This window comes from Sphingorhabdus sp., from assembly GCF_023910635.1.
Classification (GTDB): Bacteria; Pseudomonadota; Alphaproteobacteria; order Sphingomonadales; family Sphingomonadaceae; genus Sphingorhabdus_B.
The window spans coordinates 38257-51619 of sequence record NZ_JAAVVZ010000007.1; the positions used below are offsets into that span (position 1 = coordinate 38257).

The 13363-nt window shown below is 53.6% G+C and carries 12 protein-coding genes, 3 pseudogenes and 1 CRISPR repeat array; of the genes and pseudogenes, 12 read left to right on the top strand and 3 right to left on the bottom strand.

Annotated elements, in window-relative coordinates:
* The first annotated feature begins 9 nt into the window (after window positions 1-9).
* The 3 genes from HEQ34_RS05910 to HEQ34_RS05920 all read left to right on the top strand — a co-directional run bounded on the left by HEQ34_RS05910 (window position 10) and on the right by HEQ34_RS05920 (window position 2323).
* Entirely contained in the window at window positions 10-234 is a 225-nt protein-coding gene (locus HEQ34_RS05910) for a hypothetical protein (RefSeq protein ID WP_296198696.1), read from the top strand.
* Between the two features lie 66 nt (window positions 235-300).
* Window positions 301-1449, top strand: coding sequence for a Fic family protein (locus tag HEQ34_RS05915; RefSeq protein WP_296198699.1), 1149 nt, complete (start codon window positions 301-303; stop codon window positions 1447-1449).
* Window positions 1450-1615: 166 nt separating this feature from the next.
* Window positions 1616-2323, top strand: coding sequence for a dienelactone hydrolase family protein (locus tag HEQ34_RS05920; RefSeq protein ID WP_296198701.1), 708 nt, complete (start codon window positions 1616-1618; stop codon window positions 2321-2323).
* Between the two features lie 221 nt (window positions 2324-2544).
* Here the strand turns inward: HEQ34_RS05920 and HEQ34_RS05925 are convergent, their stop codons facing one another.
* On the bottom strand, window positions 2545-2751 hold the full coding sequence (locus tag HEQ34_RS05925) for a hypothetical protein (RefSeq protein ID WP_296198703.1): 207 nt from the start codon (window positions 2749-2751) through the stop codon (window positions 2545-2547).
* A 906-nt stretch (window positions 2752-3657) separates the two neighbouring features.
* On the opposite strand from HEQ34_RS05925, the pseudogene HEQ34_RS05930 reads away from it, so the two are divergent.
* The 6 genes and pseudogenes from HEQ34_RS05930 to cas2 all read left to right on the top strand — a co-directional run.
* Window positions 3658-3816, top strand: a pseudogene (locus HEQ34_RS05930) (transposase); the annotation flags it as partial.
* Between the two features lie 307 nt (window positions 3817-4123).
* On the top strand, window positions 4124-7333 hold the full coding sequence (gene cas9, locus HEQ34_RS05935) for a type II CRISPR RNA-guided endonuclease Cas9 (protein WP_296198706.1): 3210 nt from the start codon (window positions 4124-4126) through the stop codon (window positions 7331-7333).
* Between the two features lie 69 nt (window positions 7334-7402).
* On the top strand, window positions 7403-7795 hold the full coding sequence (locus HEQ34_RS05940; protein ID WP_296198708.1) for a CRISPR-associated endonuclease Cas1: 393 nt from the start codon (window positions 7403-7405) through the stop codon (window positions 7793-7795).
* Window positions 7796-7832: 37 nt separating this feature from the next.
* A protein-coding gene (locus HEQ34_RS05945; protein WP_296195893.1) for an IS5 family transposase occupies window positions 7833-8602 on the top strand; the annotation gives its coding sequence in 2 pieces (ribosomal slippage) (window positions 7833-8147 and window positions 8150-8602; 768 coding nt in all).
* A complete protein-coding gene (gene cas1 / locus HEQ34_RS05950; RefSeq protein ID WP_296198710.1) occupies window positions 8586-9185 on the top strand; it encodes a type II CRISPR-associated endonuclease Cas1 in 600 nt (199 codons plus the stop codon). The genes HEQ34_RS05945 and cas1 overlap by 17 nt, the downstream gene beginning before the upstream one ends.
* 38 nt (window positions 9186-9223) lie before the next feature.
* Window positions 9224-9529, top strand: coding sequence for a CRISPR-associated endonuclease Cas2 (gene cas2, locus HEQ34_RS05955; RefSeq protein WP_296198712.1), 306 nt, complete (start codon window positions 9224-9226; stop codon window positions 9527-9529).
* A 72-nt stretch (window positions 9530-9601) separates the two neighbouring features.
* Window positions 9602-11089: direct repeats of the CRISPR family, unit length 36 nt; unit sequence GTTATAGCAGTTCAGAAATCGCGGTCCAGCTGCAAC.
* 100 nt (window positions 11090-11189) lie between these two features.
* On the opposite strand, the gene HEQ34_RS05960 is transcribed toward cas2, so the two are convergent.
* Both HEQ34_RS05960 and HEQ34_RS05965 read right to left on the bottom strand, forming a co-directional pair.
* Complete coding sequence (locus HEQ34_RS05960) at window positions 11190-11507, bottom strand: BrnA antitoxin family protein (RefSeq protein ID WP_296198715.1); 318 nt, start codon at window positions 11505-11507, stop codon at window positions 11190-11192.
* Window positions 11488-11784: a BrnT family toxin gene (locus HEQ34_RS05965; protein WP_296198717.1), complete on the bottom strand. Its 297-nt coding sequence runs from the start codon at window positions 11782-11784 to the stop codon at window positions 11488-11490. Before HEQ34_RS05965 ends, HEQ34_RS05960 begins: the two co-directional genes overlap by 20 nt.
* Before the next feature lie 194 nt (window positions 11785-11978).
* Here HEQ34_RS05965 and HEQ34_RS05970 point away from each other — a divergent pair.
* The 3 genes and pseudogenes from HEQ34_RS05970 to HEQ34_RS05980 form a co-directional block, all read left to right on the top strand.
* Window positions 11979-12089, top strand: a pseudogene (locus HEQ34_RS05970) (recombinase family protein); the annotation flags it as partial.
* A gap of 24 nt (window positions 12090-12113) precedes the next feature.
* Window positions 12114-12676 (top strand): annotated as a pseudogene (locus HEQ34_RS05975) (Tn3 family transposase); the annotation flags it as partial.
* Window positions 12677-13060: 384 nt separating this feature from the next.
* Window positions 13061-13300: a hypothetical protein gene (locus tag HEQ34_RS05980; RefSeq protein ID WP_296198719.1), complete on the top strand. Its 240-nt coding sequence runs from the start codon at window positions 13061-13063 to the stop codon at window positions 13298-13300.
* Window positions 13301-13363: the final 63 nt, after the last annotated feature.

The following is a 13363-nucleotide window of genomic DNA, read 5'->3' on the forward strand; positions in this document are numbered from 1 at the left end:
GCATCGCTGATGCCCTATCAAGCCACGCGTTTGCGCCAGTTTTCCGATGTGCCGCTGGCGCTCATGATCGGGGCATCGGCCAAGCGGGTGAAGGAAATAGGCGCGCCGAACCTCAAGCACCCCTTTACCCGCGTCTTCATCGCACTTGTCGCCCCATCGCCGCTTGCTAACTTAAAGGGGTGCAATGCGGTGTCTTTCCATCGGCAACCGAAAATCTGGGCCGTTTATGATTGATTGGCTATCGCTTTATCAATCATAATCATGCTATATCGTGATTGATAGAAAGGCATCTTATCCATCATGCGCTGGAATTGGCAGCTTCCCGATTGGCCAGATTTCCGCTTCGACGCGGATCGCATCCGCGCGTCCGAAGAACAATTCCTGAAAGGCTCCGGCGTCGTTATCGGTGCGCTGCACCACCTTGACGCTGATGCCCGCGATGGCCTGACCATCGAGCTGATTTCACAAGAAGTGGTCGATAGTTCGGCCATCGAGGGAGAAATCCTCGATCGCGCCAGCGTCCAGTCGTCGCTTGCGCGGCATCTGGGCTTTGCCACCGACCAGCGCCGCGCCAGTGCGGCAGAGGCCGGGGCCGCTGAATTGATGGCCGATGTTTACCGTAACCATGCTGCGCCGCTTGACGACCAGACCCTGTTCGCGTGGCACGCGATGTTGATGAACGGGCGGCGCGATATTGCCGATGTTTGGCGCTACCGTAGCCATGAAGATGCGATGCAGATCGTGTCGGGCGCGCTGCACGCGCCGCGTGTGCATTTCGAGGCACCGCCGTCCAATACCGTTCCTGCGGAAATGTCCCACTTCATCGCTTGGTTCAATGACAGCGCACCGGCATCAGTGAACCCGCTTCCGGCAATCACCCGTGCAGCCATCTCTCACCTGTGGTTCGAGAGCATTCACCCCTTCGAGGACGGCAATGGCCGCATCGGGCGCGCCATTGCTGAAAAGGCTTTGGCGCAGAACCTTGCGGCACCGACGCTGACGGCGCTTGCGGAAACGATCCATCGCCACCGCAAAGCCTATTATGCCGCGCTTCAGCTCGGCAGCCAGAGCAACGACATCGACGCCTGGCTGACATGGTTTGCCGATATTGTAATCGAGGCGCAGGCGCGGACGATCACCCGCATCCGCTTCCTGATCGACAAGACGCGGCTGCTTGATCGCTTGCGCGGGCAAATCAACGAACGGCAGGAGAAGGCGCTGCTTCGCTTGTTCCGCGAAGGACCGGACGACTTTGCGGGTGGGTTGAGTGCAGGCAATTACCGGACGATCACCGGGGCCAGCCTAGCCACTGCGACCCGTGATTTGAACGACTTGATCGAAAAGGGAGCGCTGATCCGCACTGGTGAGCGGCGCTATGCGCGCTATCATCTCGCTTCTACAATCCAGCCGCTGCTGTTAGGCAGAGAATCAACGCTAAATCCTGAGTAAGCAATCTATGCCGAGAATTTTTGACAACATCGACAATGCTTTATTGCCTGAATTGAGCAATATATCGAAGGTTGGTCTGGTCAGGATGGTAATGCTTGTCGCCTTCTAGTTGGGATGTATAAGTCTCCTGAAAAGGGGTTGCGGGAAAAACGAGCAACTGCGGTCCATGACGACGATGCGGGATAATCTGCACCGTTGTTCTAATGAGGCGATACTTTTGTCCAAAATCGTAAATGGGTCGAGCCTGCAACCATTGTCAGGTGGCAGCCCCAAACAGATTGTGCTGCTACTACACGGATTTGGTTCCAGCGGTGCCGACTTAATTGCGCTGGCGCCGCATTGGCAACGCGCACTGCCGGATGCTCTTTTTCTGGCACCTAATGCGCCGCAGCGATTGAGCTATCTGTCGTCTGGATATCAGTGGTGGCCATTGTCGGCCTTTACACCGCAGGCCTTGGCAACAGGTGCGGCAAGCGCAGCACCAGCGATAGAAGCATTTATCGAGCGAAAACTCCATCAATACGAACTGACCGAAGCAAACCTCGCCATCGTCGGGTTCAGCCAGGGAACGATGATGGCCCTTCATGTTGGACTACGTAGGCCGCGCCAGGTCGCCGCGATCATCGGCTACTCCGGGATGCTGACCGGCGGGCACGAGCTTGCGCACTTGCCGATCACCAAACCGCCCGTGCTTCTAGTCCACGGTTCGGCGGATCCGATCGTACCCGTTACCGCGCTCCATGCGGCTAAAACGGAACTCGAACATCTCGGCATTAATGTGACAACTCACATATCATCAGGGGTCGGGCACAGCGTCGATCCCGTCGGCTTGCGTATGGGCGGGGAATTTGTGGCCAACGCCCTGACCGAATAACGCCAGATTTGCGCAGTTTTACGAATTCTGTGAGCTTTGATGAACGAATGGCACGTATTGTTTACCGAGATCCAGAGGTGCAATGTCCTCAAAGTTAGCGGCAGCGGCCATTATCCTAGCTAAACACCTAGCCTTCGGCTTTCAGCATTTTTGCAGTGAAAACTGCCTGTCAGGACACGACAAGTTTCGGTCGTTTTTGAGTATTGTGCTTCGGCCTTTGACTAGCCGCGGTCATCGTAAACCGGATGCGGCTTTGCTGGTAGCTGGTCCATGAGCGTTATGTTGATGATGCCGCGCTCCTTTGGGTAGGTCCAGCCGCCAAGCCCTCGCCACACAATCCATGCAAATGAATTGCCTTCACCCTGCCAGCTTAGCTTTTCCACAATGTCGGGGTCATAGGTGATAACTGCGAATCGCTTTCTAGCCATCCCTTACTTATAGGAACATAAGGCGAACAAGTGCAACTGACGTGAATGGATAAGATCGGATTTCCACCTACTTTATCCAATGCTATAGCGTGTTAGTGGGCGCGCAGGTCGAAACGAGAGATGTCAGCCGCTTGTTTTACAAAGCGTTCCTGATAAACATTAACCGTGCGAATAGATTGGAACCATGCCGAGGCTATCTTTATAGGCGCGCTGTTGCTTTACGGCGTATCAAGCGCGATTATGCACGTGATAGCTAGTTTTGTTTGACGATGTTATTTCCTTCCCAACTTAAAAACATTAAATCGGAATCGTAAGTGATTGCTGCCTTGTTGCTCGCCGCTGCCGTAATTCCGGCTGGTCAGTCGTTCCAATGTACGCCTACCCGCGTGTGGGATGGTGACGGGCCTATTTGGTGCGCAGAAGGGCCACCCATTCGATTGTCGGGCATAGCCGCCAAGGAATTGGATGGAACATGCAGTGTGGGGCATCCTTGCCCAAACGCCGACCCGATTGTATCCCGAGACGCGCTTGTTCTGCTTGTCGGAAAACCAACCGGGCAAGCGCGCGAGGGCCATGTCCTAGTGCGCGGTCCAACAATGTCATGTCGATCAGACGGTGGCGCCGGGGGTAACAGAACGGCTGCGTTCTGCATTTCGCCACAGTCCGGCGATATATCGTGCAAAATGGTGGCTGGAGGATGGGCTGCCAAATGGCAGAAATATTGGCGCGGACATCGTTGTAAATAGCGCGCACCTATCGCAGCACCCTCATAATCCGCTCTTATGTAAACCGTAATTGCTTCATCGTTTCGCCCTGCTCTTAATGACCTGATCCCTTCAAATTGGTCCATTTTTTGTGAGAAAAATCTCGGTTACGTTTGGCATTTGTCAGCTTGGAGATTTTGGCATGAAGAAGAGTAGGTTCAGCGAGCAGCAGATGGCGTTCATATTGAAGCAGGCAGAGGATGGAACGACGGTTGAGGAAGTTTGTCGGAAGGCTGGCATATCTATCCAGACCTATTATCGATGGCGAAGCAAATATGGTGGGTTCGGTCGAGCTCCTTCTCCCCGACACCCCATGACCAAAAGGGCTCACTGCCCTTCTTTGGAACATATCGACCAACCGTCATCGGGTTGGATGTCATCTGGGATTTCGCGCACCGACAGCAGACTCTTTTGCAAAAGTGAGCAGCGTAATAACGTTCGATGTAGAAATAAAAACAGGGGCCGCAGCCCCTGCCTTATTTGGTGCAATTCAGATTGCTTGTTAACAACCAGACCTGCGATTTCTGAAATTTAAATATTGTATGTATTTAATGGGTTGTCAACAGAAACAATTTTTATAGTCTGCGACTATAAGGAGAACAACAGTTATGACAACCCGTTTAGGCCTCGACATAGGGACCAACTCTATTGGGTGGTGCTTGTATGAAGGCGATGCCATCAAGGACATTGGGGTGCGTATCTTCTCTGACGGCCGTGATCCTAAGTCCGGCGCTTCGCTCGCAGTTGACCGGCGCGATGCGCGGAGTGCGAGACGGCGGCGTGATCGGTTTATCGGGCGGCGTTCTGCTTTGTTGCGCGAATTGATCGCGCATGGCTTGTTACCGGCTGATAAGACTGCGGCCAAGGCTTTAGAAGTAGCCGACCCTTATGCTTTGCGCGTAAAGGCACTAGACGAGCCCCTTGACCTGCATGAAATTGGCCGCGCGCTGTTTCACCTGAACCAGCGGCGCGGTTTCAAATCCAACCGCAAGGCGGATCGTGTGGCTAAGCCAGGTGAAGAGGGTAAGATTGCGAGTGGGACCAAGGCGCTGGATGCCGCAATGCAGATTGTCGGCGCGCGCACTTTGGGCGAATTTCTAAACGGGCGCGATGTGAAGCGGGTTCGTCCGGATTCGGGCGAAGAGGACGGCAGTTATGCCTTTTACCCAGACCGGAAACACTATTTGGCCGAGTTTGAAGCGATCTGGACAAAGCAGGCAGAATTTAACCCCACGTTGATATCCGACGCCGCCAAAACCGCGATCCACCGAGTCATCTTCCACCAACGCGATTTGAAACCGCAGGTCGTTGGTAAATGCACCTTTGTCGGATGGGGCGGCGTGCCCGATGACGAAACCCGCCTGCCCAAGGCGCATCCCTTGTTTCAGCAACGGCGGTTGTATGAGGAAGTGAACCAGCTGGAAATCGTCACCGCTGGCGCGTCATCGCGCAAGCTGACGATGGATGAACGCGATACACTGATCCTGAAACTGCGCGATAAGGCCAAGGTCAGCTTCTCCAGCCTAGGCAAGGCAATCAAGCTGCCTGAGGGGGCGCGGTTCAACAAGGAAAGCGAAAATCGTAAGGAAATGATTGGCGATGAAGTGCGTGCGTCATTAGGTCATAAAGATCGCTTCGCTGGCTGCTGGGGCGGGTTTTCCACCGAGGCACAATGCACGATCATCGACAAACTGTTGAACGAGGAAAGCACCGAGAAGTTGCTCGATTGGCTTAAAGTAAGCTACACACTTGATGCCGAAACCGCAGAGGCTGTCGCCAATGTGCGTTTGCCAGATGGCCATGGTCGTTTTGGCCTAACCGCGACAACGAAGCTGTTGGAGCAATTGAAGGATGGGCAAGATGCAGATGGCCATCCGCTAACCTATGCCGCCGCCGCCGACAAAGCAGGGTTCCACCACAGCGATTTTCGTACCGGCGAATGTCATGATGTGCTGCCTTATTATGGCGAAATCCTAGCCCGCGAAATTGCACCGGGCAAGGATGACTATGGCGATGCGCTGGAGAGGAAGTGGGGAAAGATCACCAACCCCACGGTGCATATCGGGCTAAACCAGCTGCGCAAATTGGTGAACGCTATCATCCGGCAATATGGGCGGCCTGATTATATTTTCGTCGAGCTGGCGCGTGAGTTAAAGCTCAACGAGAAACAAAAGGCGGAGCATAACCGCAAGATTAAACAGAATACTGATGCGGCCAAACAACGCGGCGAGAAGCTGGAAGCCTTGGGTGAACACGACAGCGGCGGTAACCGGATGCGGTTGCGTATCTGGGAAGAGCTAAACCCTGGAAACCCGCTCGACCGGCGCTGCCCTTATTCGGGTGAGATCATCAGCATCGAAATGTTGATGAATGGGACCGCAGAGGTCGAGCATATCATCCCCTATTCGCGCTGCTTGGATGATAGCACAGCGAACAAGGTGATGGCGCTGACCACATGGAACCGCGACAAAGGTAATAAAACCCCGTGGGAAAAATGGGGAGGTACGCCGCAATGGGACGTCATACAGGATCAAGTGACCCGCCTGCACAAATCCAAACAATGGCGCTTTGCTCCTGACGCGATGGAGCGGATCGAACGTGACGGCGGCTTTATCGCGCGGCAACTGACCGACACTCAGTATCTGTCACGGATCGCGGCAAAGTATTTTGGTGCGCTTTATCCCGAAAAGGGAGAGCGTCATGTCTATGCAGTCACAGGCCGAATGACCGCAATGCTGCGCCGTATCTGGGGGCTGAACGAGTTACTGCCTGACCATAATTATGTCGAAAACCCGCACAGCAATGCGCCGAAAAACCGGCTTGATCACCGCCACCACGCGATTGATGCAGCGGTAGTCGGGGCGACAACGCCCGCGATGATCGCCGAAATTGCCAAGGCCGCCGGACGGGCGGAGGCGCAGGCATTGGACAAGCTGTTCGTCGATCTGCCTGAGCCTTGGAATGGGTTCCGCGATGAACTGCGCAACCGATTGTCCGCCACCATCATCAGCCACAAGGCCGACCATGGTCGCAAAGGGGTCGCAAATGCGGGCAAAGACGTCACCGCTGCTCGCCTGCATAATGACACCGCTTATGGTCTGACCGGACGGACCAATGCCAAGGGCGTGCCAATTGTAACTGTGCGCAAGCCCTTGCAAAGCCTACAACCCAAGGACCTGACCGACCCCGAACGCATGTCTGACAAGGAACTGCAATCGCGACTTTACAGCGCAACCCAAGGCGCGACGGGAAAGGATTTTGAAACTGCGCTGCGCGCCTTTGCCAAACGCGATGGCGACTACAAAGGCATCCGCCGCGTCCGACTTTCCGAGGCACTGAACGTCATTCCGATCTATGACAAAGAAGGTAGTGCATATAAGGGCGTCAAGGGAGATGCCAACGCGCGCTTTGATGTCTGGCGGTTGCCGGACGGCAAATGGGTCTCCAAATGGACCGACCGCGACGGTGTGGAGCGATCGGGCGTGGTGTCGATGTTTAACGCGCATCAAAAGGGCAAGGCGGAACTGAAACCACATCCTGCGGCAAAGCGCGTGCTGAGCTTGAGGCAGAATGATCTTGTTGCGGTCGAACGCGACGGCGGAGCGCGTGAGATTTTGCGCGTGGTGAAGTTTGCGTCAAAAGGCGAAATTACTTTTGCTCTGCATAATGAAGCTGGGCCACTGAAAGCGCGAAATGAATTACCAGATGATCCATTCCGATATTTTACATCATCCGCCAGTGGGTTAAAAAAATCTAACGCCCGCCAAATACGCATTGATGAATTGGGCCATGTTTTTGATCCCGGACCGCGCGATTAAACGACGTTAACCCTATAACTCTGTTTGATTATTTTGTTGCTAAAGGATGCTTGGCGATAGGGGATTTTGGTGGACCGGATTGTAGACATATCTACAGATAATGTTCACTTGGCGGCGCATCGCGGTTTTTTGATCGTTGCTCTGGAGGGTGAGGAGCTCGGACGGATACCGCTGGATGATGTCGCTGCACTGATCGTGCACGCCCATGGGGTAACATGGACCACCAACCTAGTTGTTAAGCTTGCCGAGCGCGGTGCCATGATGGTGTTATGTAGCGCAAATCATGCGCCTGTGGCCATGACTATTCCGGTTGATGGCCATCACGCGCAGAACGCTCGATTTCGCGCACAATGGGATACGCCGAAACCCTTTATGAAACAGGCATGGAAAGCTATTGTCACCGCAAAGGTGCGCAATCAGGCTAGGTCACATACTCATAAATTGGATTCCCAAAGTGATTGATATCTGATTCAATGCTTTTTCTGGAAGGGAGAAGCTGATGGCACGGTTTGATTTGACAGATTTCGAGTGGTTGGTGATCCAGCCTTTGTTGCCGACCAAGGTGCGTGGCGTGAAGCGGGTTGATGATCGGCGGGTTTTGAACGGGATATTCTGGCGGTTACGCACTGGCGCGCCTTGGGCGGATATTCCGGCGCGATACGGTCCGTATACGACCTGTGTGAACCGGTTCAACCGCTGGCGCAGAGCCGGTGTGTGGAAGCATATATTGGATGCAGTTTCCGTGGCTTACGAAGGCAATATCCAGATGATCGACTCGTCTTCGATCCGGGTTCATCAACATGGAGCCAATGGTAAAAAAAAGACCAGCGATCCCGTTGCATGGGTCACTCGCGTGGCGGCCTGACCACCAAGATACATGCACTGGTCGATGCGATGGGCATGCCGATCATGCTCAAGCTGACCGAAGGGCAAGCCGCCGATGGTCGCAGTGCAGCAGACATGTTCGATACCGTCGGCAAAGGGGATATCCTGCTCGCCGACCGGGCTTATGACTCCGATGCGTTGCGCGCCGAAATGGAGGCGCGCGGTGCCAGGGCCAATATCCGCGCCATGCCGCAACGCGTGATCAAACCGGCATTTAGTCACTTCCTCTATAAGCAACGCAACCTCGTCGAGCGCTTCTTTAATAAACTCAAGCATTTCAGAGCAGTTGCCACGCGATACGATCAAAGAGACGATAATTATCTCGCCTCTGTCCAACTCGCATCAATCCGGATCTGGTTGAGACATAATGAGTCTGTGGCCTAGTCTGCTATTGGCGCTGGGCCGCCATGAGGGGGACGCACTATTGTTCATGGCCGATCGCATCCGTTCGGGCGATCCCGACAATATCGAGGCGCAAGCGGCGCGCAGGTATTGGCCGGCGCTGATGGGGGCCGAGTTTCGCCGGGATCGCGAGGTAGAGGGTGCCAATGCGCTGCTGAACTATGGCTACACCATCATGCGGTCGGTAGTTGCACGCGCCGTTATTGCTGCCGGATTGCATCCGACTATTGGTTTGCACCATGCAAACCGCCTAAACGCCTTTGCCCTCGCAGATGATTTGGTCGAACCGTTCCGTCCGCTGGTTGACGCCGTAGTGCGCCAAATGCTCGACGAGGGCGTGTTGGGTGTTGATCGAGAGGCAAAGGCGCGCCTGGCCGCGTTGATCTCTGCCGATGTCGAATTGGCAGGCGCAACATCACCTGTGTCGATCGCCGCGCAGCGCCTTGCCCAATCATTGGCGGCAAGTTTTGAATCGGGAGCGCTTTCACTTGCCTTGTTCAACACGCCGCAACCGCTCGCATGGAGCGCCATCGCCCGCCATGTGCCCGGTGGTGCAACAGAGTGAGGCACGAACCCAAACAGCATTTTAGCGGATATCAGCTTATGTGGATTCTCGTCATGTTTGACTTGCCTGTGGGAACGAAACAACAAATGCGGGCAGCCACGAAATTCCGTGAATATCTTCTGGACGAAGGTTTCGAAATGAGCCAGTTTTCAATCTACGCTCGCTTCTGTTCGGGTAAAGAGCAATATGAGTCGTATGTTCGCAGGATCGAATCACATTTGCCTGACAAAGGCGATGTTCACATATTGGGGTTCACCGACCGCCAGTATGAAAATATCATCCGGTTCTCCGGTCAACGTCGGTCAAGGGCACGAAAAAATCCGGGGCAACTCGCATTATTCTGATAGATTGACTAGCAATTTTGCCAACGGATGTGATGATTTGTCGTTCAAGCTGAACAACTTACCAACACATCCGTTATAGCAGTTCAGAAATCGCGGTCCAGCTGCAACTTTTGGGAGGATGGTATGTTGTGGTGCCTTGTTATAGCAGTTCAGAAATCGCGGTCCAGCTGCAACACAATGTTCGCAGAACTGAAATTAGATATAGTTATAGCAGTTCAGAAATCGCGGTCCAGCTGCAACCAAAATGCCAGAATTGAAAAGAGCGATGCAGTTATAGCAGTTCAGAAATCGCGGTCCAGCTGCAACTCAAAACGCAAGACAGCGCTCGCGTCGCTTGTTATAGCAGTTCAGAAATCGCGGTCCAGCTGCAACCAAAAGGCGGCACGCTTAAGGCAGCGGCGAGTTATAGCAGTTCAGAAATCGCGGTCCAGCTGCAACGCAAGGCTTCAACGTATTTTTGATCGTCATGTTATAGCAGTTCAGAAATCGCGGTCCAGCTGCAACATGGAATTGCCGTTGACGTTATCTGCGGCGGTTATAGCAGTTCAGAAATCGCGGTCCAGCTGCAACGGTATGCGTTGCCAGCTTTGAAACGGACGTGTTATAGCAGTTCAGAAATCGCGGTCCAGCTGCAACCTATAACAGAACTGGTTAAGTTGGGTTTACGTTATAGCAGTTCAGAAATCGCGGTCCAGCTGCAACAGATACGCGCCGAACTACTCTCCGCAATCGGTTATAGCAGTTCAGAAATCGCGGTCCAGCTGCAACTGCAAAAGGGGACGCAAACCACCCTCGTTTAGTTATAGCAGTTCAGAAATCGCGGTCCAGCTGCAACTAATCGCCGCCGTAACCACCGGCTTCAGTGGTTATAGCAGTTCAGAAATCGCGGTCCAGCTGCAACTGAAGCCGGTATAGATTCATGGATATGGCTGTTATAGCAGTTCAGAAATCGCGGTCCAGCTGCAACCGTGTGACGCCCGGCGTCAATGTCTTTGGAGTTATAGCAGTTCAGAAATCGCGGTCCAGCTGCAACCCATTTACGCAAGGTGCGCGGGCACACCGCGTTATAGCAGTTCAGAAATCGCGGTCCAGCTGCAACATTCCGCACGATTGAGAAGGTCTTGCTTTAGTTATAGCAGTTCAGAAATCGCGGTCCAGCTGCAACATAATTCGACGGTAAGACCAACTTGCACGGTTATAGCAGTTCAGAAATCGCGGTCCAGCTGCAACTTGCACGGTTGCGCTGTTCGCGTTCGTGCAAGTTATAGCAGTTCAGAAATCGCGGTCCAGCTGCAACCCTTCGGGCGGGGGGATTTATTCGGCAGCGGTTATAGCAGTTCAGAAATCGCGGTCCAGCTGCAACACGCTGGCGACGGTTAGTGTTGGGAACCTTGTTATAGCAGTTCAGAAATCGCGGTCCAGCTGCAACAGCGTCATGCGATGCACCTTGCGCGCCGTGTTATAGCAGTTCAGAAATCGCGGTCCAGCTGCAACCAAGGCAGGTCGTCATCGTTCCGCCCTTGCGTTATAGCAGTTCAGAAATCGCGGTCCAGCTGCAACGCACATAGATCGACAGGTTATCAAGCCGCGGCTATAGCAGCGGTCTGAGGCGCAACGGAACAAAAAACCTACATAAGGAATTCCAAAAGCGCCAAATCTCCTATCCTCGCGACCCTGACGCGCGCGCCTGAAGCATTTCGCGACGGAGAATGGCGTTCATGCGCGTTTGATACCCCCGCCCGCCTGCTTTCAACCAGGCCAGCACATCCTTGTCGAGGCTGGCGGTGATCTGCGCCTTGACGGGGCGATAGTGCTTGCCCCGGACAGCATTTTTCCAATCCTCCTCGGTCAACGCTGGAATGTCGCTGAGATCGATTTCATTGTCGGGTCGCGCCGCGAGGGCGGCAAGCCGGTCGTGATCCGCTTGCGTGAGAGGCGGCAAATCCTTCAGCTTCATGCTAACCATTTTCTCGCTCATAATCCTGTCTTTCATACCGTGTGGCCATTCGAGCCGAAATGATGCGGATTTTCTCCTGTCCGTCATTATTTCGATATGTGTGCGCAACCATAAAAACGGCGTGGCCACCAACTTGTCCGTAAGCCCGCCACCGCTCCTCATCATCCACATGCCCGTCAGAGAACAGCAGCATGAGCGGGACCCCAAAAACCCTGATTGCATATTCAAAGCTGACGCCATGCTTTTTCTGATTAGAGAGATTCTTGGCCTCGTCCCATTCAAAGTCTGCGTCATCCATGAGTCGTTATAAGTATTATTTTATAATTATACAAGCGCGTTGTGAGTTTCCAACAAACCGTCGTTTGATGAAAAATACGCGGGCGCGTTCAACACACTCCCAGTGCGGCCCATATTTCACATAAAGCCATCTAAAAACCTTTAGCCGACAAACCCCTCATTTGATAGATTGATGTGAAAGGGGCAGGAAAGCCAATGTTGATCGGGTATTTGCGGGTGTCAACTGGTGAGCAGAGCCTCGATCTCCAGCGTGACGCGCTCGACAAGATTGGCTGCGAGCGGATCTATGAGGATGTCTGTTCGGGTCGCGTGACCGATATCACTGGTTAAACTGACACCATCTTTGGGGCGTTCTATCTTCTCGGCACCCAATTTAGCACACGGATCGCCGACATTGGTGGCGCACGGTTTTGGTGCGTCGATGCTAAGGCAGACTATGGCATCCTCGACGAACTCGCCGCCCACAAGCTCAACATGAAAACTATCACTGAACATTGGGATGATTTTCTGCGCCTAGCGGGGTCACTCAAACTGGGCGTTGTACAGGCCGGGGGACTTACCCGAACCTTACAAACCAACGACCGCCCCACTCGGCTTGCCCGCGCGCTTCAGGAATTTGGGCGGCTGATCAAGACGCTCTACATGTTGCGGTTCATTGACGACGAAAGCTATCGCCGCCGTATCCTCGTCCAGCTCAATCGCGGCGAAGGTCGGCACCAACTTGCACGGGTCATTTTCACGGTCGTCGCGGCGAATTGCGGCAGCGGTATCGCGAGGGTCAGGAAGATCAACTTGGCGCGCTAGGTTTGGTCGTCAATCTCGTCGTGTTGCGGAACACGATCTATATAGACGCCGCGCTCGATCAACTACGCGCCGAGAAATTTGATGTGCGGGCCACGCACGACGCTTGCCCGCACCTGTAAACACCTCGAAACGCTGCGCACCCTTACTTACAGGATCATCACCCGAGATTATCATATGTGTAGCGTGCTCCATGCCGATCAAGTTAATAGGAATCGGTGATACCGTTCAAACGCGCAAGGTGGCGGCGGAACAGTGCTTACCGCTAAGCAAGAACGACGGTCGAACAATCAAGCTGCGCGGACGTCCTTTGGCTTCAACCTTTATTTTTGCAAGCGAACATCAACCTTCGTCAAATATCGGGGACGAGAAGAAATAATCTTGCCGTTTTGTGCGCATAGACATTTTTTCGCGCCACCGCCACAGTTGACGGCTCAGGCTGTATTTATTATGTTCTAAATGAAATGGGAATTGTTATGAATAAACATGATGACGATAATGATGCATTGTGCATCCATTACGGTGCCCCTATGGGCACGGCTAACCCTCAAGGCCATTATCTTGAGCAGGATAGGTTCGATTATGGATATATACATAAGTCAGGCCCGACTCTCACTGAGCTGGGCTATACTAAGTTCGAGATCATCCGCAACTCGGCCTCCGCGATCTCCATTGGGCTCACCGCTGCAGCGTTAGTGATTGCACTCATACGCTGACGCGAAGTGCGGTTACGACGTGGATAAAAAAAGGCAACTGAATAGCCGCCTTTTTTATAACGT